At 59.6% G+C, this 22,706-nt stretch carries 22 protein-coding genes; 3 read left to right on the forward strand and 19 right to left on the reverse strand.

The window, feature by feature from the left end; translation table 11 throughout:
- Nucleotides 1-213 precede the first annotated feature (213 nt).
- Both KZJ38_RS22210 and KZJ38_RS22215 read left to right on the forward strand, forming a co-directional pair.
- On the forward strand, nucleotides 214-720 hold the full coding sequence (locus KZJ38_RS22210; protein WP_219801867.1) for a DoxX family protein: 507 nt from the start codon (nucleotides 214-216) through the stop codon (nucleotides 718-720).
- Entirely contained in the window at nucleotides 717-1,214 is a 498-nt protein-coding gene (locus KZJ38_RS22215; RefSeq protein WP_219801868.1) for an RNA polymerase sigma factor, read from the forward strand. Before KZJ38_RS22210 ends, KZJ38_RS22215 begins: the two co-directional genes overlap by 4 nt.
- A gap of 40 nt (nucleotides 1,215-1,254) precedes the next feature.
- Here the strand turns inward: KZJ38_RS22215 and KZJ38_RS22220 are convergent, their stop codons facing one another.
- From KZJ38_RS22220 to KZJ38_RS22290, 15 genes are all read right to left on the reverse strand, one after another.
- Nucleotides 1,255-1,896 (reverse strand): DUF1109 domain-containing protein, encoded by a 642-nt coding sequence (locus KZJ38_RS22220; RefSeq protein ID WP_219801869.1) that lies wholly within the window; start codon nucleotides 1,894-1,896, stop codon nucleotides 1,255-1,257.
- The gene (locus KZJ38_RS22225; protein ID WP_219801870.1) at nucleotides 1,893-2,477 is read right to left on the reverse strand and encodes a sigma-70 family RNA polymerase sigma factor; all 585 of its coding nucleotides are present in this window, start codon (nucleotides 2,475-2,477) and stop codon (nucleotides 1,893-1,895) included. Before KZJ38_RS22225 ends, KZJ38_RS22220 begins: the two co-directional genes overlap by 4 nt.
- Before the next feature lie 238 nt (nucleotides 2,478-2,715).
- Complete coding sequence (locus KZJ38_RS22230) at nucleotides 2,716-5,085, reverse strand: GNAT family N-acetyltransferase (RefSeq protein WP_219801871.1); 2,370 nt, start codon at nucleotides 5,083-5,085, stop codon at nucleotides 2,716-2,718.
- A gap of 183 nt (nucleotides 5,086-5,268) precedes the next feature.
- Nucleotides 5,269-6,870, reverse strand: a complete 1,602-nt coding sequence (locus KZJ38_RS22235; RefSeq protein WP_219801872.1) for a peptide chain release factor 3 — start codon at nucleotides 6,868-6,870, stop codon at nucleotides 5,269-5,271.
- A 123-nt stretch (nucleotides 6,871-6,993) separates the two neighbouring features.
- A complete protein-coding gene (locus KZJ38_RS22240) occupies nucleotides 6,994-8,064 on the reverse strand; it encodes a fimbrial protein (protein WP_219801873.1) in 1,071 nt (356 codons plus the stop codon).
- A 110-nt stretch (nucleotides 8,065-8,174) separates the two neighbouring features.
- The gene (locus tag KZJ38_RS22245; RefSeq protein ID WP_343223873.1) at nucleotides 8,175-10,814 is read right to left on the reverse strand and encodes a fimbria/pilus outer membrane usher protein; all 2,640 of its coding nucleotides are present in this window, start codon (nucleotides 10,812-10,814) and stop codon (nucleotides 8,175-8,177) included.
- A 231-nt stretch (nucleotides 10,815-11,045) separates the two neighbouring features.
- A complete protein-coding gene (locus tag KZJ38_RS22250; protein ID WP_219801874.1) occupies nucleotides 11,046-11,792 on the reverse strand; it encodes a fimbrial biogenesis chaperone in 747 nt (248 codons plus the stop codon).
- Nucleotides 11,793-11,944: 152 nt separating this feature from the next.
- On the reverse strand, nucleotides 11,945-12,439 hold the full coding sequence (locus KZJ38_RS22255; RefSeq protein ID WP_246641945.1) for a fimbrial protein: 495 nt from the start codon (nucleotides 12,437-12,439) through the stop codon (nucleotides 11,945-11,947).
- 90 nt (nucleotides 12,440-12,529) lie between these two features.
- On the reverse strand, nucleotides 12,530-13,096 hold the full coding sequence (locus KZJ38_RS22260; RefSeq protein WP_219801875.1) for a fimbrial protein: 567 nt from the start codon (nucleotides 13,094-13,096) through the stop codon (nucleotides 12,530-12,532).
- A gap of 441 nt (nucleotides 13,097-13,537) precedes the next feature.
- Nucleotides 13,538-13,828, reverse strand: coding sequence for an H-NS histone family protein (locus tag KZJ38_RS22265; protein WP_219801876.1), 291 nt, complete (start codon nucleotides 13,826-13,828; stop codon nucleotides 13,538-13,540).
- A 107-nt stretch (nucleotides 13,829-13,935) separates the two neighbouring features.
- Nucleotides 13,936-14,142 (reverse strand): hypothetical protein, encoded by a 207-nt coding sequence (locus tag KZJ38_RS22270; protein ID WP_219801877.1) that lies wholly within the window; start codon nucleotides 14,140-14,142, stop codon nucleotides 13,936-13,938.
- Between the two features lie 513 nt (nucleotides 14,143-14,655).
- Entirely contained in the window at nucleotides 14,656-14,886 is a 231-nt protein-coding gene (locus KZJ38_RS22275; protein ID WP_219803560.1) for a hypothetical protein, read from the reverse strand.
- 153 nt (nucleotides 14,887-15,039) lie between these two features.
- The gene (locus tag KZJ38_RS22280) at nucleotides 15,040-15,633 is read right to left on the reverse strand and encodes a BON domain-containing protein (RefSeq protein ID WP_246641946.1); all 594 of its coding nucleotides are present in this window, start codon (nucleotides 15,631-15,633) and stop codon (nucleotides 15,040-15,042) included.
- 424 nt (nucleotides 15,634-16,057) lie between these two features.
- Entirely contained in the window at nucleotides 16,058-16,459 is a 402-nt protein-coding gene (locus tag KZJ38_RS22285; protein WP_219801878.1) for a hypothetical protein, read from the reverse strand.
- A 170-nt stretch (nucleotides 16,460-16,629) separates the two neighbouring features.
- Entirely contained in the window at nucleotides 16,630-17,067 is a 438-nt protein-coding gene (locus tag KZJ38_RS22290; RefSeq protein ID WP_219801879.1) for a DsrE family protein, read from the reverse strand.
- A gap of 401 nt (nucleotides 17,068-17,468) precedes the next feature.
- Here KZJ38_RS22290 and KZJ38_RS22295 point away from each other — a divergent pair, with 401 nt between their 5' ends.
- Nucleotides 17,469-18,671 carry a cytochrome P450 gene (locus tag KZJ38_RS22295; RefSeq protein WP_219801880.1) on the forward strand — a complete coding sequence of 401 codons (1,203 nt, stop codon included), beginning with the start codon at nucleotides 17,469-17,471 and terminating at the stop codon, nucleotides 18,669-18,671.
- 98 nt (nucleotides 18,672-18,769) lie between these two features.
- On the opposite strand, the gene KZJ38_RS22300 is transcribed toward KZJ38_RS22295, so the two are convergent.
- The 4 genes from KZJ38_RS22300 to pdxR all read right to left on the reverse strand — a co-directional run bounded on the left by KZJ38_RS22300 (nucleotide 18,770) and on the right by pdxR (nucleotide 22,681).
- Nucleotides 18,770-19,594 (reverse strand): haloacid dehalogenase type II, encoded by an 825-nt coding sequence (locus tag KZJ38_RS22300; protein ID WP_219801881.1) that lies wholly within the window; start codon nucleotides 19,592-19,594, stop codon nucleotides 18,770-18,772.
- Nucleotides 19,595-19,690: 96 nt separating this feature from the next.
- On the reverse strand, nucleotides 19,691-20,647 hold the full coding sequence (locus KZJ38_RS22305) for an AraC family transcriptional regulator (protein WP_219801882.1): 957 nt from the start codon (nucleotides 20,645-20,647) through the stop codon (nucleotides 19,691-19,693).
- Nucleotides 20,644-21,048, reverse strand: coding sequence for a GNAT family N-acetyltransferase (locus tag KZJ38_RS22310; protein ID WP_246642120.1), 405 nt, complete (start codon nucleotides 21,046-21,048; stop codon nucleotides 20,644-20,646). Before KZJ38_RS22310 ends, KZJ38_RS22305 begins: the two co-directional genes overlap by 4 nt.
- A 187-nt stretch (nucleotides 21,049-21,235) precedes the next feature.
- A complete protein-coding gene (gene pdxR, locus KZJ38_RS22315; RefSeq protein ID WP_219801884.1) occupies nucleotides 21,236-22,681 on the reverse strand; it encodes a MocR-like pyridoxine biosynthesis transcription factor PdxR in 1,446 nt (481 codons plus the stop codon).
- Between the last annotated feature and the right edge of the window lie 25 nt (nucleotides 22,682-22,706).

A 22,706-nucleotide genomic window follows, 5' to 3' on the forward strand; every position in this document is an offset into this window, starting at 1 on the left:
TCTTCGGCTCCTGAAAGCCGCGCATCGACACTCAAGCCTGGCGGCTTCGCGTGACCGAAGCTCCGCGCACACGCATGCCGCCATGCCTTGCTCGTGTCTTTTACCAAAGCGCTGTAACCGCGTCCGTGTTCCGAACGAAATAACTCAAAGGCAGTGTCGATCCACACACTGCTGACACCGGTTCATTCACCATCACGGAAGAGGTTATTGAGCATGCAAAACAGTCGGCCATTGACCGAGCTAGTCGGTTCGTTTCTATCGGATAGAGCGAAGTGCGCGCATTGGGCTCCGTTGCCGCTGCGTTTTATTGTGGGTTACGGGTTTATGGCGCATGGCGTCGCGAAGATCGCTAAACATCCCGAGGTCTTCGCGAATATTCTTCAGGCGCTTCACGTCCCCGCGCCGCACTTCATGGCATGGGCGACGATCGTCATTGAGCTGTTAGGCGGGCTTGCGATTCTACTCGGCGCATTCGTTCCGCTTGTCAGCATACCGATGGTCGTCGTGCTCGCCGTCGCCACGTTCACCGTGCATGTGCAGTTCGGCTTCACGTCGATCAAGCTGATGGCCGTGACGGCCGCCGGCCCGCAATTTGGTCCGCCCGGCTACGAAACCGATCTGCTGTATCTCGCGTGTCTTGCGACGCTCATCATCGGCGGCGCCGGTCCGTTTGCGCTGGATAGCTATATCGGGAAATGGCTGCGCCCGAAACTCGCATGAGCGCACCGGACATCTGCGACGAAATGCTCAGCCACGTGCCGAGGCTGCGCCGCTATGCGCGCGCGCTCCTCGTCAACCGCGACCGCGCGGACGATCTCGTGCAGGATACGCTCGAGCGCGCCTTGCGCAACGCATCGCAGTTTCGTCCCGATACGGATCTGCGTGCGTGGCTCATGACGATCATGCATAACATCTTTGTCAACGATGTCGTCCGGGCCGCGAATGCAAGAGTGCATATCGCCGTGGACGACGCGAGCATCATCGACGAGCAGTTCATGGTCGATGGGCATCATGCGGCCAGTCTCGAAGTACGCGATCTCGCCAGCGCGTTACAGCAATTGCCGGCCGAGCAGCGCGAGATTGTGCTGCTCGTCGGCCTCGAGGAAATGAGTTACGCGCAGGTTGCCGAAGCGTTGAATCTGCCGATGGGCACCGTCATGTCGCGTCTTTCACGGGCGCGCAGCAAGCTGCGGGTATTGCTGGCGCGCGATTAACCCAAACTCGAAGCCAATCTCGCGGCCAGCATCGAAGCGTTCACCACCGCAGCACTTTATTCCCCAGCAAAGCGCCGGCCAGCGTCGGTATCGCGATTCCGAGCAGGTACCACGTTGCCCAGAACGGTACGCTCGTTTCCGGGCATCGCAGACAGTACGCGGCCGTGCCGATCGCGCCGGCCAGCAGCCCCGCGGCCGCACCCGACAGCCGCAAGCGCGTCGGCGCGAGGCTGCGCACGACCGCGAGAATCGCAACGAGGCCCGGCACGGAGAGCGCAGCGATATTCAGCGAGCAGGTTCGCCACGTGTGGCCCATCACGAGCGCCGCGCGCGCGTCATGCGGCGCGAACCACAAGACCGTCAACGCGACGATGACCACGATGGCAGCCGGCGCGGCGAGCCCCGCCCACGCGCGTCCGACTGCAACGCCGGGCCGCGACAGCCGCACGGTGGCGACGAGCGCGGCGCCGGCCATCGCCAGCGCGAACGCGACCTTGGCCCAGAAGACCGGCGTCGAGACGAGCCACGCGAGATCGGCCCGTACGCCGTAACTGAGCAGCAGCAACACAAGCGCGCCGCATGCGGCAATTGAAAGCGCGGAAAACATGCGCCGTTCGACGATATGGCGGCCGACCGGTACGGCATCCGCAGCCAGAACTGCAATCAGGTTCTCGGTATTCATGTCTTTCCACCACGTATTTTCAATGCCAACGCTTTCAGGCCGCGGTGCACGCCGACTTTCACAGCGGGTTCGGACAGGCCGGTCGCACGTGCTGTCTCCTCCACGGACCGGCCTTCGACTTTCACATGAAGAATCGGCAACCTCTGCCGGTCGGGCAGCAAATCGAGCAGCTTGCCGAGATCGCGCCTGACTTCGGCGGGCTCGATACCGGATTCGCCAAACAGATGCGGCACATCGTCGAGCGGATCGTTGAGCGCCTCGTGCCTCGCGCGGGCGCGCAGGAAATCGGCGAGCTTGTAGCGCAGGATTGCGTGCACCCATGCGGTCAACGGTTCGTCGCGCCGGTACGTATGACGCCCCTTGTGGATCGCGAGCAGGACTTCCTGCAGGATGTCTTCGACATCGTCGCGCAGATTCGGCAGGCGTTTGCGCAGCAGCGCCCGCACGTGTTTCGCAAGCTCTTGCAGAAACACGTGATAGGCGGCGGAGTCGCCGTCGAGCGAACGGATAAAAAGCGTTCGCAGCCGTTCTTCCACCGGGTGTGCGTGAGGCGCCTCAGTGCCCTCATTGCCTCGATTCATCGACAATTGCTCGCGCCGCTCCTGTTAGTGCCGGATTGCCATGATTGCCACAGCGCGGCCTTCACGAAGATTCCGCGATCATTCTCTTAGTTCGTCCCGCGGAACATTCCGGTTACAGCGCTGCGAAAAAAATCTGGCAAGGAAAGTAGAGCGGAAATCGTCGAACGCTGCAAATTGCAGGCTTTTTGCAAGGGGAGGTGCGTAATGCAAGCGCGACGCAAGTATGCCGCGAGGGGCTTTACGCGTTCTTGTCGTTGTCGGTGAGCGGCATTCTGAAAGCCATCACGGCAGGATCGTCGGTATGCGTGACCGTGAAGCCGCATGATTTTGCGAGGCCGAGCATCGCGCTGTTCTCGCGCAGCACTTCGCCGACGAGCCAATGTGTGCCGCGCGTTTTCGCATACGCGATGATCCGTTGCGTCAGCAGGCGGCCCAGACCGCGGCCTTTCTGATCGGAACGAACGGCGACGGCGAATTCCGCGGTTTCGTTATCGGGGTCCGAGACCGCGCGCACGACGCCGAGCGTGCGCGTCGAACCGTCGGCCGTCGGCACCGTGGCGATCAGCGCCATTTCGCGGTCGTAGTCGATTTGCGTCATCCGCGCGAGTTGCGAATGATCGAAGCCGCGCACGGCGCCGAAGAATCGCAGACGCAGATCGTCGGGCGTCATCGCGTCGATCATGTCGCGATGCGCCGTTTCGTCTTCGGGGCGGATCGGGCGCACGGTCAGCTTTTCGCCGTGCCAGTCGAAGGTCTCTTCGTAGCGGCGCGGATACGGCACGATCGCGAAGCGGCTGCGGGTTTGCGACAGACGGATGTGCGGGTCGACCACGGCCACGCGATCGTGCATCACCCGCAATGCGAGCGACAGGCCGACGATCTCGCGGATATCGCAAACCACCTGCGATACCGACGTCAATGCGGCGAGTATCGACTCGGGATCCGTGTATCGCGCGTACGCGGACTTTGCGACGACGTCGCGCGACAGGATCGGGTTTAACGGCGGCAGTCCGTAAAGACGCAGCGGCGGCGCAATGCCGTCTTCCGACGGCGCGGAGAAGCGAAACACCGGGCCGAAGTTTTCGTCATCGCGCAACTCGACCTTGATATCGACGACTGCAGGTTCAGCGTGCTGTTGCGGCGACAAGGCGATAAGCCCGAAATGCGCGAGCAGTTGCGCGGCCGCGTCGCCGTCGAGTTCCGTGATACCCGCCTTGAGCGCCGCGCATGCTTGCGCCTGGGCGGCATCGACCGCTGCGGATACGCGTGCGGGCTGGCCCTCCGGCGTCTGCATCAGCAATTCGCGGCCCAGGCGATAGTCGACGAGACGGGCGAAAGCGCGTGCAAGACGCTGAGGCGTCGAATGCACGGGGATGCCGTGCGCGTGCAGCGCATCGCGCGTGGCGAGCGAAATGCCGCCAAAGAAGCATGCGAGCAGGCCGCGATACGCGTAGCGCTGATGCGCGATCAGGACCTGAGCGACCTCTTCCGCGGGCGCGCTGTGGGTCGATGCGTGCACAACGAATGCGGTTCCGGTGTCGCGTTGATCGGCTAGCACTTTGAGCGCGGTGCCGAAGTGTTCCGGTAGTGCGGTGGCGCCGAGTAGCAGAGGATTGCCGGCGGTGGCGAGCGGTAGCGCGTCGCGAATGGCGGCGGTGTTTTGCTGCGAGCAGGGAGCGAGCGTGTCGCCGGCCGCGCGAAATGCATCGCGCGACAGTGTGGCGAGGCCACGGTCGCTTGTGATCAGCGTTGCCGATGAGCCGGCCGCCACGCGGCCGAGACCGAGCGTTTCGATTTCGTCGAGCAGATCGTCGAGCGAATCGACGCGCACCATGCCGGCGCGGCGAAACGCTGCGGTGTAGAGCGCATCGGTCGGATCGTCGCGGCCCGAACGCAGCGCAAGCACGGGCTTATTGCGCGCGGCGGCGCGCGCGGCCGACATGAATTTGCGCGCGGCGTGAATCGTATCGACTTCGAGCAGGATCGCGCGCGTCGCAGCGTCGCTTGCGAGATAGTCGAGCACGTCACCCGCATCGACATCGGCTTCATCGCCGAGCGCGACGGCGTGTGAGAAGCCGAGGCCGCGCGCGTCGGCCCAGCCGAGCACCGCGTTGGTCAGCGCGTTCGATTGCGAGACCCAGGCGACGCCGCCCGCTTTCACGGTGCATGCCGGCGCGCCGAGATGCGCGTGCAGCGCGGGAGTGATGATGCCGAGGCTGCCGGGGCCGAGGATACGCAGCAGATGCGGGCGCGCGGCCGAAAGTGCGTGCCGCAGATGCATGCGGTCCTCATCGCTGCGCGTTTCGCCGACGATGACCACCGCGCGTGTGCCGTGGCCGCCGAGGTTGTGGACGATCGCGGGCCACGTGGCGGGCCGTGTGCAAATGATTGCCACGGTGGGCGGCTCGGGCAGATCGCCCACGTCGCCGACGGTCGCGTGGCCGTCGAGGATGTCGTACTTCGGATTGACTGCCCAGATGGGCCCGGTGAAACCGCCTTCGGTCAGGCGCTTCCAGACCATCGCGCCAACACTGCCGGGACGGTGCGACGCGCCGATAACGGCGACGGATTTCGGGCGGAATAGTGCATCGAGATTGCGGACGGTCACGGACGCTCCTCGAGTACCTGATTGAGTATCTTCAGATGGAGGGTGCGCGGGTAGCAACCATTGGGGCAGGCCGCGCGTGTTTTGTCAGGATAGGCGAAGTTGCGGCGCGGCGGGGTTTTTTGCAGGCCGAGCGCGGGAGGGAGCGCAAATCGGCCTGCGGCGAGTGCTCGCGATCGGATCGGATCAGATCGCCTTCGTGAATGGCGCGCCCGAGCGCTCACGCAATTCGTTGAATACGATCTTGGGCCAGGCCTTTTGCGCGACCTCGATCTCGGAGATGTGCGAGGCGAGATAGGTCGGCGCATTCGATGCGTCGAGCGCGATGCGCGCCGAGTACGAATCGAGAAAGCGTCGCAATTCGCCTGCGTCGTCGCACGTGACCCAGCGCGACATCTTGTAGCGCGCCGACATCATGCGCACGTCGACCTTATATTCAGTCGAAAGCCGGTGTGACACGACTTCAAACTGCAGTTGACCGACCGCGCCGAGCACCATCAAGCCGCCGACGACAGGCTTGAAAACCTGTATCGCACCTTCTTCGCCGAGCTGCTTCAATGCTTCGCCCAGTTGTTTGGCACGCATCGGATCGACCACTTCGACGGTCTGGAAAATTTCCGGCGCGAAGAAAGGCAGGCCAACGAACTGGAGGTCTTCGCCTTCGGTCAACGTATCGCCGAGGCTTAATGTGCCGTGATTCGGAATGCCGATGATATCGCCGGCGTACGCTTCGCTAACCGTCTCGCGTCGCTGCGACAGAAACGTAACGACGTTGTTCGCGCGGAACGTCTTGTTCGAACGCGTGACCTTCAAGGCCATTCCGCGTTCGAAGCGGCCCGAGCACACGCGAATGAACGCGACGCGGTCGCGATGCGCGAGGTCCATATTCGCCTGGACCTTGAACACGACGCCGGTGAACTTGGGTTCGTCGGGTTGAACCGGGCGTTGCACGGTCATGCGCATCGACGGCGGCGGCGCGAGGTCGACCAGCGCGTCGAGAATTTCCTTCACGCCGAAGTTGTTGATCGCCGAGCCGAACAGCACGGGCGATTGCTGGCCAGCGAGGAATTCGTCGCGATCGAACGTCGGGGTAGCGCCGGTGATCAGATCGACTTCGTCCTTGGCTTTGGTCCAGGCGTAGCCGAAACGGCGTTCGCCGTCTTCATGGCTGATGGCCTGCAGTGTTTCGACGTCGCCGCCTAGCGTGTCTTGTCCTGCGCGGAAAACGCGGACCTGGTCACGCTGGATGTCGTAGACGCCCTGGAAGTCCTTGCCCATGCCGATCGGCCACGTGAACGGCACCGCGGCGACGCCGAGGTGCTGTTCGATTTCGTCGAGCAGTTCGAGCGGCTCGCGCACTTCGCGGTCGAGCTTGTTGATGAACGTGACGATCGGCGTTTTGCGGCTGCGGCACACTTCGAGCAGCTTGAGCGTTTGCGCTTCGACGCCGTTCGCGCCGTCGATCACCATCACGGCGGCGTCGACCGCCGTCAGCACACGGTACGTGTCTTCCGAGAAGTCTTCGTGGCCCGGCGTGTCGAGCAGGTTGATCACCGCGTCGCCGTACTCGAACTGCATCACTGAGCTCGCGACCGAAATGCCGCGCTGCTTTTCGATTTCCATCCAGTCGGATGTCGCGTAGCGATTACTTTTGCGGCCCTTCACGGTGCCGGCGATCTGGATAGCGCCCGAAAAAAGCAGCAGCTTCTCGGTAAGCGTGGTTTTGCCCGCGTCAGGGTGGGAAATGACCGCGAAGGTGCGGCGGCGGCGGAGTTCGGAGAGGGACATCGGACGAAGTCAATTAGTGAGGGCTAGCAGAAAGCGCCGGAACGGATGATACACGTGCTGCGCAAAACGCGATAAACCCGTCGAAACTACCTCATCGGATTTCGCCGTCACTGCGCGGCATGATTACTGATAAGACATGGTAAATGTGGCCAATGCTTTAACGGTGCCCGCCGAGACTACGCCTGTTCGGACATAGCGAGCTGTCAGCGGTACCTTGAGTGTGCCGCTGGGGGAATCTCCGACAGTCCATTGATTCAAGTTGCCGGGAGCAGCAGAATCAGGGCCAAAAGAGAGCGGTGCCCCGGCGGAATTCAGGATCTGCACGCCGATCCCTTTGGCCGTTGAGTCTGCGGTTGTCTGAAGCGTCGTGGTTCGATTAGAGGGATTGACGCTGTCTGTCAGCGTTATCAGCACTTTCGCACCCGTATTGCAGGAAAACGACAGCGTGAACGGCTGAGGCGCCGCGACTGCACCGGTTCCCGACCTAAATGCACCCGTATCGGCAGTCGGCAGTATGACTGCAACTTGAGCTTCGGAAACAGAACACGTCGCATGCGTGAATACTCCAGACGCGCTGCCGGTATACAGCGGGGACTTATTCCAGTATCCCGTCCCGCCATCCGACGTCGCGAACCCGATGGTCACCGCAGGAGCCTTTGAAAAGTTAGACGCACCCGAAGCAATCACACCTGTTACGACAAAAGCAACCGTTACCGAAACATTCGCAGCCTGAATCGGTCCACCCAGCGGCCCACTGAATGGACAGTTAATGCGCACGGAGTTGTTAGCCAAAACTATATTCACGGCATTGCATTGCGGCGAATTGAATGTATAGCGCGTGCCGACCCCTGCGATTTCAGTTTGATACACGTCAGTAAAGCCCGCGGCCAGTGGTGCTGTCGTCTTGAAGTCCGAATATAGAATTGCGGAAGTGTCGCGAACACTGCCACTATCAGGAAAGCTGCACGTGAGCTGGAACGGATCAGGTGCGAGCAACAGAACCGTTGATCCAGCAGCAGCATTCACGGCGACCGAGACCGTACCCGCATTTAGCACCTTATTGACAGAGGCGACTTCGCAAACAATGTTCGCGCAAGCGGATTGGGAAAGAAGCAAAAACGAGGTAGTTCGAACGATCTGCACCAGCATTTTCAAACGAAACATTTCACCCTGCCATTTCGCCAGATTTGTCACGCCTCGGCACCCCGCGAGAAGCGCAAAATTGCGCACCTTTGTATCCCCCTCTACGTCATTCCGTCCCCACCTTTGCCTTTCACCGTCCTCGTGATTCACCGCAGCGAAATCTACTTGAGACTTACGCAATGCCCCTGTACTGACAAATAGGCCGCCTCCGCCTTCCCACTCAGCTTCGGCAACTCATAATCCACCCGGCACTGCTGCTCCACCACATCGCCCCACTTCACCACCAACGCGCCCTTATCCTCCAACCCACGCGCAAAAATCCGGCTATCCTGCGCCACCACGCCGACGTTGCGCCCGTTCTGATCCACCACCTCCGCGCCAAACGGCAGCGCCTCGCCGCCCAATCGCGGCGCCTGAATCAGCGCGGCGCGCCCCGTCACGGTCTTGTACTTCAACATCACAACCGACCCGGCGCGCGGCACCGCATGCTCCGACGTCGATTCGAATTCGACATCCGTCGACGTACCCTTGGTATCGATATCGACCGTGTTCATTGCATACGGCGTCAGATACGGCACGACCGCGTAACCGCTACGGTTCACTTTCGCCCCTTGCGCGCTCGTCACGCGCGCGCCTTCCGCGCCCTTCGCTTCCACGATACCGAACGTATCGCCGACCGTTTGCGAGAACGTCACGCCACCCGGATGAGCGACGATCGAACCGCTCACGCCCGCAGAGACTTGCGCTGAATTCGCGCCCGCGCTTGCCGACGCCGTCACTTGCGCATATGGCGCGCGATACACGCCGCTTACGCCCGCGTTGCCGTTGCCCGATCCCGCGCTCTGCCCATACGTGCCGTACGCGTTGTACGACAGCTCGTTGTTCTCGCCTGCCGTCCCGCTCACGTTCGCCTGCAGATTCGAGGTATCGCCATTCTTCGACAGATTCATTGTCAGCATCGGCGCATGCTGCGTGTGCCCGAGCGGAATCGTGGTGCTCAACATGATTTCGTTCGACATCGATCCGTCCGAATTGCGCGTACGCCCCGCGGTAATGCTGTACGTACCGTATTTGTAGCTGTTCGAATAGCCCGCCTGGAAAAACGTATCGCTGCCGCCGCGATTCCAATAGTGCTGCGTCGACGCCGTAAAGAACACGCTGCCGTGATCCTTCAGATTCTGGTTGATCGTCACTTGCATGCGACCGCGTTCGCGATCCATCGAGTTCGTGTCGTCGCCATGCAGCGCTGCATCACGCAACGTGGCCGCGTCTGAAAAGCTCATATAGCCAGCCGTCGAATAGCGATACGCAGCCACGGTGACGTTCGTGTTGGTCGAGTCGATGAACTTGCTATAGCCGATGCGCAGGCTCGCACCGTGCATCGCATTTTGTCCCGGCACTTGCGTTTGCGATGCGGTCACGTCCGCCGAAAACGCACCGTATTTCGTATTGAAGGCCGCACCGGCGTTTGCCGCAAGATATCCGTTCGATACGATCGCGCCACCGTACAGCGTCAGCATGTTCGTCATGCCACGCTGCATCGTGATCTGCGCAAAGTTCGGCTTCGTCTGCAATGAGTCGTTACGCAACTGGCCTGCCGTGAATGCGAAACGCGTCGTGCCCGGACGCAGCGATTGCGCGACCGATGCATACGGCACCGTGAAGCTCTTCGTGCGGCCATCGGCTTCGGTTACCGTCACGTCGAGGTTGCCGCCGTAGCCGGTGGCATAAAGGTCGTTGATTTCGAACGCGCCAGGCGAAACCGTCGTTTCATAGATTACCTGACCATTTTGGCGCACCATCACGCGCGCATTCGTTTCGGCCGTACCGCGCACAACCGGTGCGTAGCCGCGCAGCGACTCGGGCAGCATGCGGTCGTCGGTGGCGATCTGCGCGCCGCGAAACGACACGCTGTCGAAAACGTCGCCCGTCGTATAAGCGTCGCCGAGCGTGACTTGCGAGCGCAGTTTGGCGATGTCGCGCTGAACGTATGTAGCGACGTTATCGAATGTTGTCGTCTGACCCGTCGTGGCCGTCACCGACGACTGGTGACGAAAATGCCATGCACCGAGATTGAGGCCTGCGTTCAGGCCCAGATACTCTTGCGTCGAATGCACGCCGGGGCCATCCGTCCGATAGGCATTCGCGTTGTAGCTCACGAAGCCAGCGTTGACGCCCTGCTCCCACATCTCGGGCGGCACATAGCCGCGCGCCGAATTGCGCAGGTATTTTTGCGGCACAGTCACGACGATCTTTTGTTCAGAGAAGTCAAACTCGACCGTTGCTCCCGGCACGGCGACACCGAGGTCGACGCACTCGTCAGCATTGCTTTCCAATGCGTCATCATTGGCGCCGTGTTTGGCGCCGGTGTCCACCGCGGCTTTTGCGAAGTCGACGCCGAATCCCTGCAAGATCTTGCGACTAAAGCAGGGACGCGCGCTTTCACCGTTTGCAGCCGGGACAAAACGCACGTCGTCGTGTGCAACCCGCGCGTCGTTGACCCAGATGTCCACGGAATACACACCCGGCGACACGAGATTGCTGTGTGCAAAGCGCGCGACATCGACCTTTTGCATCGAATCGGCTTGCAGGAATGTCGTATCGAATGAAACCGCAGCGTTCGCGCTGCTGGCGCTATTTGTGACCCCGGCATCGGACGGCATCTGCACGTCTGCCGCATGGGCGCTGCCCAGTACCGCGAAGGCAGACAACACAACGGCCGTGATCGGCTTCAGGCTCGATGCGACTGCATCGATATTTACGTTTGCATGCGATTGTCGACGGCTGGAGGTCATCATCATCCGGGGGACTTCGAACAGGTAGCTGCTATCTCGAAAAGCTCAAATCGATGTTATTTTTTTGAGATAGCGAAGTACCTAGGACCAGTCCTATTTATGAGATGACTTTTAAGACACGCACCGATTACGTGCGCGATAGGCATTCAGAGCAGAAAACTCTGCGACGCTCTTAACAAAAGATAGGAATCGATAACGGGCGAAGGCGAACGCCTCGCCGCGAAGAAAAAATCTTGCCTAGTGATGAAGTTGCGCATCGCCCGTCAACGCGCCACCGTAGTCGTTGATAGCCGTGTAGCGAACCGTAGCGGACGCGGGCGCCGCGTCCATCTTCGGCACCACGATCACCGCCGTCCCGCGCGGCGGCACCATGCCGCCTGTTTCATTACGCCAGGTTTGCGAACCATTCACGACGTCGATCTCGCTAAACGAAACGAAGTAGGGCGTCGGATTCGATACGGATAACGCCTGACCTTTTCCCTGTGGCGCCGGCACGAGTTTCCATTCGAGTTGACGCGGCGCTTCGTCCGGGCTGCCCGGCAATTTCGGCGGCCGCACAAACACCTTGATACGCGTGCGAAAAGCAAACTGCAGCGAGTTCGTGTCGGTTTTCTGGTCGGCTTTCGGCGGGATATCAAGCACGTTCAGCCAATAGACCGACTCGCGATCCTGAGGCAGCGCCGTGTCGCCGCTGAAAATCACGCGTAGCATTTGCGTCTTGCGCGGATCCATCCGGAAAATCGGCGGCGTAATGACAAACGGTACTTTCGCTTCGCCAGGTTTCGAATCCGCATTGCCATCGTCCATCCATACCTGCACGAGCGATGGATTCTTGCTGTCGTTCTCAAGCTTGACGGTAACCTCGCGCTGATCGAGCGGATAGATGACGCGCGTCCCACCGATCGTCACACTCGCGTGCGCATCGCCGATCAGACACATTCCAGCAAAGCTTGCCGCGATCGCCGTTTGAACGAAGGATTTCATCGCAGTCACCTCGGCCGGTCTCATCTCAAAAAAGGTGGTTTAAAAAGGCGTTTGCGTTAGCAAACGCCTTTGTCGCAGTATTACTGATGTTGCATCGTGGATTCGACCGAAGACGTAATGGAACACGCCTCAAATTTTTCCATTGCAATGTATTACGCGAAGTAATTCAGGATAGCTGAGCCATCACCGATTGGCGTGCCATTTTGAGCGATGTCATTGTTGGTGTTGCTTCGAATATCGATCGGCTGCAACTGATCGTTGAGCAAGCGGATTTCGACATTCTTCGCGCCGTTGCCGAGGAATACGTTCTTCAGATAGCTGTTCGGCTGATCGACCGTCGGGCCGCTTTCGAGACGGACAAGGGCTTTGGTTGCCAGACCGGAGCATCCACTCAGCACCATCTGGCTATCGCCCATCTTCAAGGCGCCGGCCACATCACCGGAGGCGGCCAGTGAACCCGCCGGGACCATCGGCGGTGTCGCTTCGATATCTGCCGGGGAGCGCGATGCAACCCGGTTGATCAGGCAGGTCGTATCCGCAACGCCCCCTCGAATGGAAAGAGCACCGTCCGCGGCCTGAGCATTAATCGATACTGCACCGAGCACACCGGCTGAAACGAGCGCGAACGTAGAGAGAAGAGATCTCATGTGTCTATTTTCCAAAGGAGTTCAACAAAGATTGCAAACGCGACAAGGGCCACCAGGGCATCGCATACGCGACGCCCTTTACCTCGCGATTTACTGGTATTGCATCGTGTATTGCACCGACGTCGATACACTGCCCGCCTGAGCCTTACCCGTCGCGAAGTACTGCGCGAAATACTTGAGCACCGCAGAACCACCCGTAATCGCCATGCCATTGCTCGCGATATCGTTGTTCTGGCCGGTCACGATATTGATCGGCTGCATGCTCGCATTGAGCAAGCGCACCTGAACGTTCTGTGCACCGTTCGCGCTGGCCATATTCTTCAGGTAGCCGGACGACTGATCGACGGTCGAGCCATTCTCAAATCGGGCGATCGCCTTGGTCGCCGCACCAGAGCAGCCGCTCAGAACCATCTGAATGTCGCCCATGTTGGACGTACCGGCCACCGCACCCGCCGAAGCCAGTGAGCCTGCCTGGACCGTCGGCAGCGTGACCGAAATGTCGGCCGGCGTACCGGACGCCGCGCCGTTGATCGAACATGTCGTATCCGATACCGAACCCTGGATCGTGATCGTGCCGTCAGCGGCGCGAGCATTGAGCGATGCGATGCCGAAGAGACCACCAGCAACCAGAACGAGCGTGGAAAGGCGCAGTTTCATGTTTGACAACTCCAACAAAATTGAACGAAGCAAGTTGAGATCGGTGTCGCATCAGTTCCTATCGTCCGGCGGCACCGCCCCTGATTGACTCGTCGCTCACGCCTCGTTATCGGAGGCTTCCGTTGAAGCGCTGAAGCAGTCATCAGGTTGAACAGAATCTTAAAAATGTCGCGACCAAGAGTCCGTAAGACGACTCTTAAATTTGAGATGATTGTCTCGGCAACGAATCGGGCGTCGCGGAAGGCAGCCGGCGCAAAGGTGAGGTTTTTCAGGAGTCGCGCAAAAGAAAACGCCGCATCGGTTGCCCGGTGCGGCGGCTTCAAGCGGAAAAGGTGAGGATATTCGGGAGTGCATGGCGCTGCGGTGCGCCGGCGTTCCTATAGAACGGGCGGCGCCGCGCAACGCCGGCGCCGCCCGAAACGATGCATCGCGTGTGCCGTCTTACTCTTCAATCAGGAACCGGTCACGATTCTTCCCGGCCAGCCAGCCCGGGGCACGGCCGCGGCCGCTCCACGTCTCGCCGGTCTTCGGGTTCCGGTATTTGGGCGGAAGCGCCGGTTTGCGCGCCACCGGGCGTTTGCTCGAAAAACCGAGTTCCTCGGCGGTAATGCCGTATTCGGCAATCTTCGCCTTGATATCGTCAATGGCTTGCGCGACTTCCTTATCGCGCGCAAGCGACATTTCCTTATGAAGTTTTTCGAGTTGCGCAGTCAACTGCTTATACGTGGCCATCGAGCATCGTCTCCTTTCAGTGTCGAGTACGGCAGGTGTGACCGTACCAGACACAAAAAGTGCCGGGTAGCCCGTATTGCCCTGAGAGAAGACTTTTATGACCGCGCTCAGGACTTTCGCGCCCGCGCCTCGAGCGCCTTCAAAGCCTCGCTGAGCTTCTTGACGCGGTCCATCTGGGCCGGCACCAGCACCGCGCCCGAGACCGAATTGATACGATTTCGCCAATAGGACAATGGAATGCCATCATTAGGCGAAATGCGTGAAATTATTCGCTCAAGGTGCTCAATGTCCTTTTCGATTTGATCGTGATTCATCGCGTTCCCCGTATTGACCGTATTGACCGTATGTCCAGGTCATTCGTCTATTGCGCAAACGGTGTCATGAAAAACAAGCTGCACCGTTTCACGTGTTTATTCTTTTTTCGAACGTCTTTCCGGTATTGCATGAAACGGCACGCAGGCTCGATCTCCCATGCATCGTCGCCGCGAACGACTGCAAACGACTATAGAACGCCAATCTGTACGCTTCCGTTGCCCGCCGCACGGAAGCGGACAGTCCGACGGCCGCAGGCCGGTAAAAATGCCGTATGGGAGGAAATAAGAACGAGTGCCGGCGTCGTTAAATTAACCGTCACGCGGAAATTAAATCGAAAGTCCGGAAATTTATGCTGACTGGTTAGGAAAGGGAAATGCCAGTTTCAGAATGGACGAAGCCATGATCGCACAACGGCAAATGCAAAACAGGTTTCAGCCATTTGGAGCAATGCATACGCGCGAACGGAAAGTCGCATCCCGTCCGCGTTTCACCCGCGACTGGCGTATTGGACTTTACTTGCGCTTGCACGCATACAGCAGATTACGAACACCGCTTTCCACCGTTTGACGCACAACCTCATAGCCAGCGCCGTCGCAACTGGCCGCCGCCTGCTGATCGCAGGAATCCGAGCCGTTCGTGCATTGGACAAGCGTGGTCGGGCGACCGTCGGATGCAAACAACGGTGCGCTGCTGCCGCAGCCGGCCAGGGCGGCTACCACGGCCAGCGCCGCCGCCGCGCACATGGCGCGCAACGGCCGGAACCCGCGCCCCGCGCGCGCCGACTCGAACAAATGACTGCCGGAGACCTGACTGCATTTCATGGGCAACCCCGATTGGGCCTTTTGGACCTGTTGTTTTTCGACGATCAGATTGTGCCATGCGGACGCTACATTGCGTCATTGCGCATCGCTGACGCCGGCAGGCTGGTCCGGCGCGGCAAGCGTCTTGTAGGGAGCCGGAGCGCCCGCGCGCGTGCCGATCCGGATAAACACCTGCTCGACGTCCGGAATCGCCTCCAGTTGCCGGCGCAGCGCCTGCCGGTCGAACGACGCCGGCGCGCAGCCTTCGGCGTAGACGAAGCGGCGCTGCACGGTGATCCACAGGCTCGTGCCGTCGAACTGGCGCGGATCGGTGAAATGAGCGCGAATCGCATCGGCGATCGGTTGATCGTACATGTAGGAATTGGGCTTCGTGCACTTGTGCGCGAGCCAGCAGGTCGTGCCGCGCTCGACCCGGTAGTGGGCGTCGTCCTCCATCTGCGCATGGGTCATCAACGGGCCGAGCGGCACCGGACAGCCGGACAGTGCGTGAGACAGCTCGAAAAACGGGTCGTTGAACCAGTTCTTGCGCTCGAGCGGCGACGCAGCGGCGGCAAGAGACGCCGCCGGAGTCGATGAGGCCGGTTGTTGCGCGGACGACAACAGGGCATGGCACAGGACCAGTACGCCAGCCATGCGAATGCAGATATATCGGGTACCTGAACGTGTCATGCGGCCTCCCTTACGTTATGTCGGGCAGTGGCGCATGTCGCCAGCCCTTTTTTTGCGCGCGAGCCCCGCGCCAGACGCTTATTTTCTCGACCGTCAGCACAACGTAAATCGGGTATTCTCAGGAGCTTCGCGGAAACAGGCACGGAACCTGCGGACGCGGGCCCTGGAGCGCCGGCCACAACATGCGCCATTACGGGTTAATGCGCCCGGGCCTCACCTGCCTCCCGGAAAGGTTCGCAAACGTTCCAGTGGAAAAGATGGTCGGCTTCGCCAAGCCTACTTCCTGGTGTTTCTGCCCGGCGCTGTATTCCGCAATTCCACAAGGTCAACGAACTGCCGGGCATCCCGGAGTTGATCGTGGCGTGGCGGCCGCGATGCGCTACATCGGCCGCCCGCGCGTACCGGCGAAACGCGCCACGTTCTTTCAGGCCGCAAGTTCCTTAGCGGCCTCAGCGGCAAGCATATTAATCGCGCCAAGAAAGCGCTCGCCGGATTGATCAAGCGCATCGGAGAGCGCGTGCACATCATTGCGCATTCGAACGAGAAACTGATCGACCACCTCCGTTGCTAACGCAACTTCTTCGTAGCGCTCACAGAAAGCGCTTGCCCGTTCGGCAAGCAACAGCATAGCCGCGGATTCGCGGCTGGGTCTCGCCGACGCTTCGCGGCACTGCTCCGCAAGCCGCCGGATGTCGGAAAAACCGGCATGCTCGCGTTCGAGCCATGTTCGAACATCGTTAAGGTTCATTGCCATTCCTTTAACGGTGGTTATGCAGATGGTTGGAAGCTCATTACGGCTGTGCTGCGTCAAGCTCAGGCCGGACATATTGCGAGTACTCGTAATCAGTCATGCTTCCGCATTTAGCCGGCACAGGCGGGAAGTGCGGCGAAGTCCACGCGTGGTTTGCGAAGTCGCCGTCATGCGGTTTGCCGTCTTCCACAGCAAGCGGCCAATTCTTCATTGGGGCAGCGGCTCCTGCCTGCCCCAACGTCCACTCACTCAGTCATCTTGATGAAGCCTTCCTGAACCAGTTGAGTGGTCCGCGCCATGGCATCCGTGTTGACCTTTACGCCTGCCAGTAAATCGTCGTTTCCCCAATTGTGAACGGCAGCGGTCGCTCCGCACAGTTCCACCCTTATCCCACGCTGAAGCAAGTCCGCGACGAGGCCCCTGTATGGATTGCCGGTCACGATATTTCTTTCCTTGTCGTACGCTGCGTCGTTCAACGTCACGTGCCCGGCGTTGGTATGGAAGACCGCCACGATGTCGTGCCTGGCGTTCCAGTTCTCGACGTCGTTCCTGATGAGCTGCATATGAAAGATCGACGCGGGTAGATCCCCTTCGAAGACCAGGTTGCCAATACTGAAAACCAGCTTAACCTCACTGAGTCCTACCGGAATGTCAATGTGAAGCGGTTTTTGGGAATTTGACATGATGTTCCTTCTGAAAAGTACAGACGTCGATTAGCCACACCGGCAAGGCCGGTCAATCCAGTGTGAAACCAGGTTTCGCAGAGGACTTGAGCTTGAGTATGGCCGCGGAGGATTCCTTCGTCTTAGCCATCCTGCACGTCACTATTCAAATGGCACTGGCTTTGATCGGCAATCGATCATCCAAAGATTCAGACACATTGTTCGATCCGATCGGCTTGTGAATTTATCCGGCATGCTAAGCATATAGGGCACGAGAAACGAGGTTGACTCCTCGATTGACACCGCGATCGATACATTCGGACGCTGCGTCCAGCTATTTGACGGAATGGACAACGCCCCTATCCGTTCTCCCGGCTACCGGTGCATACCACCACCCTGCCAGGACTGTTCGCCAGCAATCCATGAAACTTGCCGATTTCGCCACGCCCGAGTTTTTCGCGGATCCTTACCCCCTCTACGAAAGGCTGCGCAACGAAGGCCCACTGTTGACCGTCGGCCCGAAAAAGATGATCACGGGGCGCTACGGCGTCATCGAGGAACTGTTTCTCAACCGGCAGATAGGCCGCAATTACCTGCCATCCGTGCGCGCACGTTACGGCGAGGAAGGATTACGTCAGCCCGCCTTGCTGGGGTTTTCCAGGATGCTGTCGCAACTCAATCCGCCAGCTCACACACACCTGCGCGGTTTGACGATCAAAGCCTTCAACGCACGGCAAATCGGGCCGTTGCGTGACACCGCACAGGCAATGGCGCATAGACTGATCGACAGCTTCGCTCCACGCTCACACGGCACGGTGGACCTCATCGCGGCCTACGCGCAGCCGCTTCCGATCGCCATCATCAGCGGGATGATGGATGTACCGTTCGAGCACAGCTCGCATTTTTCCGCAGCATTGAAGCAGATGTTTCGCCTCCTGGAGCCGATGCCACTCGATTCGGAGGAGCTCGCAAAAACAAACGACGCATACCTGCTGCTCGCGCGTTACTTCGGGGAAGTCGTCGACGCGCGCCGCAAGCGGCCGGGCACGGATCTGGTCTCGCTGCTGATTAGCGCCGAGGAGAACGGCGAGACGCTGACGCACGATGAAATTGTCGCGAACGTCATCATGCTGTATCTCGGTGGCCATGAAACGACGGCTAACATGATCGGCAATACATTGATTGCGCTGCAACGCCATCCTCAGCAATTCGACGCATTGAAAAGCGATCCGGCGAAACTGCCGAACGCGATTCTCGAGTGCTTACGCTACGACGGGTCCGTTCAGTTAACAGCGCGCATGGCTAGAGCAGACACAGAAATCAATGGCATCCGGATACCACGCGATACGCATGTCTTTATGGCGCTTGGCGCGGCTAACCGCGATCCCGATAAGTTTTACAAACCTGATCAACTTGACATAGAAAGGGAATCGCCGCGACCTTTGACGTTCGGCGCAGGCATCCATCACTGCCTCGGCTACCGCCTCGCCCTGCTCGAACTCGAGGTAGCGCTTGGTGTACTGCTGTCCCGGTTACCCAGCCTCGCGCTTACCGGTCTCGAAGACCTGCGTTGGCTTCCGACCAGCGCGATACGCGGTGTCGAACAACTGATTGTGCGTTGGTGAAGCGTGAGCGGCTTTCTCTCGACGCTTATCGTTCTCTTTGCATCGACCGGGATCCGCAACAGCTCGGCGCACACATGATCCCGGTCTTCGCTAACCCGCTACTTTTCAAGCCCGAAGAGCCCTGGCAGCGCCTCGAAGTTCGAGGCAATCTTATCGGGACGTACACCGAGATGTTCGGTCGGCGCATTCAGCCGATTGACCCAGACCGTCGGAAAGCCAAAAGACTTCGCACCCGCCGCGTCCCACCCCGCGAATGCGACGAACGCGATCTCTTCGCGTTGCAGGCCAAACGCATCGATACCCATCTGATAAGAACGTGGATCGGGTTTATACGCCTTTACGAGGTCCGTCGATAGCAGGTGGTCGAATACACCATCGAGACCGGAATTTCCGATTCCCGCGGCCAGCATCGGCAAGGGGAAGTCCGTCAAGGGCGCGAGGCCTATTCCGCGCTCTTTAAGCCTCTTGAGAACCGGCACGGCATCGGGCCACGCTTTCATATTCATGAAGCCCGCCAACAGCTGCTCGCGCTGTTCGGTCGTAATCGATATTTTTTCCGCGTCTGCGGCGAATGAAAGCGCTTCGTCCGTCACCTGAACGAAATCGACGTAACTGCCCATCAGCGTACGCAGCCACGTGTAGTCAAACTGACGACCGCGCCATGCAGCCAGAACGGATGACCCTTTGCCCGGGAAAAATTGTTCCGCCATCGCGAATATGGGGCGAGGATCGAAAAGCGCGAGTCCATCGAACCCTACTGCCTTGACACGCTGCGCTGCGGGCCATGCCGGCGTGGCGCTGCCTGCGTCACTTGCTATCGCTGCCGTTACGAAGGTGCGTTGATTCATGTTGTCCTCTGCTTTACCGATCGCTCGGATCATCTCAGGAACGCCACAAAGTACGTTGGCGCATTCGCACTGCAACGTTCATAGATCGAGAGCCCCCGGGAAGGTTGCCCCTGGACAAAGCCGACAGAATTTTGGATGACGGTCGCCATCATGCTTCGATCACCGCGTTGATCAAATCTCATCCGCGTGACCATGACTCGAAGCTAGCAACGCGCTTTTAGCCGCAATCGCATCGCTTGGCGACATTCCATATCGCTCTCTAAACACACGGCTAAAGTGAGCATGCGAAGAGAAACCGCATCGTATTGCCACCTCCTGAATTTGCGGCCGCTCGCATCCCGACTTCGACAGAAGGCTCACAGCCACCTCGAGCCGGCGATTCCGCACATATCGCATCAGCGACGTGCCGTCCGCTCTAAATAGCCGGTTCAAATGAACCACGGACGCCCATACGGCTGACGCAATCGTCGCCGCCGACAGTTCCGTGTTGCGCAAGTGCCGCTCGATATACTGTTTCGTGCGAAACAGCGTGGCCTCCTTGCTGCGCGCGCGCCCCGGCGCCGCCGGACCCGCGACGACAACATCGAAGAGATCGAGAAGCTGGTTCCCCTGACGGTGGCGAACAGGCGCAGTCGTTGCCGCATTCTGGTCCGCGAAACCGAGCACCAGGTCGCGCACGGCGCGGACATCCGCGAGCATCAGGTCCGGGACAATCATCTCGCCAAGACTCGCTTCAAAGCCACGCTCGCGCAAGCATCGGCGCGGAATGCGGACCACAATCAGATGCGCGCCCTCTCCGATCGTCTGTCGGTACGAATGCGCCGTATCCATGAGCAACATCTGCCCCGCGCCGAAACGCCATTTACACTCGCGCTCTTCGATAGCAACCGTTCCCGTTTTAACGATCTCCAGTTGCACATCCGCGACGTCGCCCTGCTCGGGCAACCACTCGGTTCGATGCGAAAATCTCGCATCGATTATCTGCAAATCACCCAGTGCCCATCTTTTGATGATCGAGCCAACACGATCGCCTTGCCCAACCTGCCCGCCTGTTTCTGTTTCACCACCCATACCGCATCTCCCGGCAATCATGTGTTGCGATGCTTCCACTGTTTGATCGGCAATCACGCCAGATCGATCAATGTCTGATCAGGCTCGCCTGCCAGCCGCTGTGTGAAATGCACCGCGTGTGCGCTAAAGCCTTGCCGGAAATAGAACCGATGAGCGATCCTCATGTGTATTCTCGTGTCGAGCACGAGATATCTGCAGCCATGCTCTTGCGCGTACAACTTCGTCGCATCGATAAGCTGCGTGCCGATACCGTTTCGTCGATATTTTTTCAGTATCACGAGATCGTCGATATACAAATACGGCCCGTAGAGCAGATTCTCCAGTAACCGGTAACCGGCCGCTCCAACAACGTGTTCACCAGCCCATGCGCAGAGAAGTCGATAGCCGTTTTCCCTTTGACGCTGCACGCGCTCGACAAACTCGCTTTCGTCCTGAAGATGCGGGCGCAGGTCCTTCATCAAGCTATACAAGGCCTGGATGTCCTCGGGCGTTTCAAGGTGATCGATACACACTGACATTGCCACAGCGGATCCTTTTCAAGCAGCGCTGACATCACCTTAATCCAGTAAGTTGTCACGCCCTAGCGCCAAGGAACCGAATTCGGACCAGGCCAAGTCTCGGCATCGGCAAGCGTCGCCTTAAGGCTCAAACCAGCTTGAGAATGCGGTCGGCAAGTTTCTCGGCTACGGCCGCCGATCCAACATTGGTAAAGCCGATCAACAGTGCAGGAGACTTCTCGACCTCGAATGTCCAGTTACCCAGCGCCTGCGCATACATGCCCTCCTGAAGCATTCGCTCCGCGAGCGACGTGTCGTCGATGCCGCCGTTCAGGCGCAACACCAGGTGCATCCCGCCCGGCTGCGGATCGATCTGAATGCGCTGCCCCATTACATTTCTCAGACCCGCAACCGTCAGTTCGCGCCGCTCCGCATAGAGCTTGCGCATCCTGTGGATATGCCGCGTAAAGTGGCCGTTTATCATGAAGTCGGCCACGATCAGTTGCAGAAATTCTGCACTGCCGGCAGAAAAGATATTGACGATACGTTCGAACCGTTCGACTTCAGACAAAGGCACGACGACGTATCCGAGCCTGATGCCCGGAACCAGCACTTTGCTAAAGCTGCCCGCATAAAGTACGCGGCCATCGCGGTCCAGGCTTTTCAACGCGGGCAGCGGCCTGTTCACATACCGGTACTCGCCGTCATAGTCGTCTTCGATAATCCACGATTTATGCTGCGAAGCCCAATCAAGCAAGGCAAGGCGGCGCGGCAAAGACATCGTCACGCAAAGCGGACTCTGATGCGCGGGCGTCACAATCGCAGCGCTCGCCGGCTTCTCACATCCAAATCGCCCTGCGATCTGCATGCCTTCTCCGTCGACCGGTACCGAAACCGGTGTGATCTGTGAATTCGCAAGCAGCTGCCGCGCGGGTGGATAACCGGGATCTTCGACTAGCACGCTATCGCCGGTCTTCAAAAACGCACGCACGATAAGTTCGAGCGTGTTCCGATAGCCGGCGGTCACGAATACCTGCGACGAGGTACAAGCAATGCCTCGCGCGACTTGCAGATACGCGGCGATCGCCGAACGCAACCGCTCGGACCCGTGCGCGGGCGGATACGCCATATCCAGCACGCCCATCGCGCGCATGTGCCGCGCGCCGACCCGCGCCCATACCTTGCGCGGAAATGCGTCCATGGCCGGCAAACCCATCTGCAGCGGCAAGATCGACGACACCGGTTGCAGGATCTTCCATGCAGCCGAACTATCCGCGGAAGCCGCGGCCGTATCGGTCTGAGGCACGGGCAAACGCATGTGCCCGGCCAGAAGCAGATACGGCGACACGACCGTCCCGGCCGAGCCTCGCGTTTGCGTGTACCCCTCCGCCGTCAACAGCGAATACGCGGTTTCGACGGTTCCTCTCGCGAGTCCAAGCTCGATCGCCAGCGCGCGCGCAGAAGGAAGCCTGTCGCCGGGTTTGAGCAGACCTTCTGCGATCGACGCGCAGCAGCGTGTGTAAATCTGCCGATACAACGGTTCGGCCGAGCTGGGGTCAAGCGAGAAAAAACGGTGTGTTTCGTGCAATTTCATCGCTTGAGCAACTCACATGTTTTTG

Origin of the sequence: Paraburkholderia edwinii (assembly GCF_019428685.1) — a bacterium.
In the GTDB taxonomy this organism is placed as follows: domain Bacteria; phylum Pseudomonadota; class Gammaproteobacteria; order Burkholderiales; family Burkholderiaceae; genus Paraburkholderia; species Paraburkholderia edwinii.

What these genes read in the sequence shown, in the direction of transcription:
- KZJ38_RS22210 (WP_219801867.1), top strand. Translation starts at nt 214, where the DNA reads ATGCAAAACAGTCGGCCATTGACCGAGCTAGTCGGTTCGTTTCTATCG.
- KZJ38_RS22215 (WP_219801868.1), top strand. Translation starts at nt 717, where the DNA reads ATGAGCGCACCGGACATCTGCGACGAAATGCTCAGCCACGTGCCGAGG.
- KZJ38_RS22220 (WP_219801869.1), bottom strand. Translation starts at nt 1,896, where the DNA reads ATGAATACCGAGAACCTGATTGCAGTTCTGGCTGCGGATGCCGTACCG.
- KZJ38_RS22225 (WP_219801870.1), bottom strand. Translation starts at nt 2,477, where the DNA reads ATGAATCGAGGCAATGAGGGCACTGAGGCGCCTCACGCACACCCGGTG.
- KZJ38_RS22235 (WP_219801872.1), bottom strand. Translation starts at nt 6,870, where the DNA reads ATGTCCCTCTCCGAACTCCGCCGCCGCCGCACCTTCGCGGTCATTTCC.
- KZJ38_RS22245 (WP_343223873.1), bottom strand. Translation starts at nt 10,814, where the DNA reads ATGATGATGACCTCCAGCCGTCGACAATCGCATGCAAACGTAAATATC.
- KZJ38_RS22250 (WP_219801874.1), bottom strand. Translation starts at nt 11,792, where the DNA reads ATGAAATCCTTCGTTCAAACGGCGATCGCGGCAAGCTTTGCTGGAATG.
- KZJ38_RS22255 (WP_246641945.1), bottom strand. Translation starts at nt 12,439, where the DNA reads ATGAGATCTCTTCTCTCTACGTTCGCGCTCGTTTCAGCCGGTGTGCTC.
- KZJ38_RS22260 (WP_219801875.1), bottom strand. Translation starts at nt 13,096, where the DNA reads ATGAAACTGCGCCTTTCCACGCTCGTTCTGGTTGCTGGTGGTCTCTTC.
- KZJ38_RS22265 (WP_219801876.1), bottom strand. Translation starts at nt 13,828, where the DNA reads ATGGCCACGTATAAGCAGTTGACTGCGCAACTCGAAAAACTTCATAAG.
- KZJ38_RS22270 (WP_219801877.1), bottom strand. Translation starts at nt 14,142, where the DNA reads ATGAATCACGATCAAATCGAAAAGGACATTGAGCACCTTGAGCGAATA.
- KZJ38_RS22275 (WP_219803560.1), bottom strand. Translation starts at nt 14,886, where the DNA reads ATGTGCGCGGCGGCGGCGCTGGCCGTGGTAGCCGCCCTGGCCGGCTGC.
- KZJ38_RS22280 (WP_246641946.1), bottom strand. Translation starts at nt 15,633, where the DNA reads ATGACACGTTCAGGTACCCGATATATCTGCATTCGCATGGCTGGCGTA.
- KZJ38_RS22285 (WP_219801878.1), bottom strand. Translation starts at nt 16,459, where the DNA reads ATGTCCGGCCTGAGCTTGACGCAGCACAGCCGTAATGAGCTTCCAACC.
- KZJ38_RS22290 (WP_219801879.1), bottom strand. Translation starts at nt 17,067, where the DNA reads ATGTCAAATTCCCAAAAACCGCTTCACATTGACATTCCGGTAGGACTC.
- KZJ38_RS22295 (WP_219801880.1), top strand. Translation starts at nt 17,469, where the DNA reads ATGAAACTTGCCGATTTCGCCACGCCCGAGTTTTTCGCGGATCCTTAC.
- KZJ38_RS22310 (WP_246642120.1), bottom strand. Translation starts at nt 21,048, where the DNA reads ATGAAGGACCTGCGCCCGCATCTTCAGGACGAAAGCGAGTTTGTCGAG.
- pdxR (WP_219801884.1), bottom strand. Translation starts at nt 22,681, where the DNA reads ATGAAATTGCACGAAACACACCGTTTTTTCTCGCTTGACCCCAGCTCG.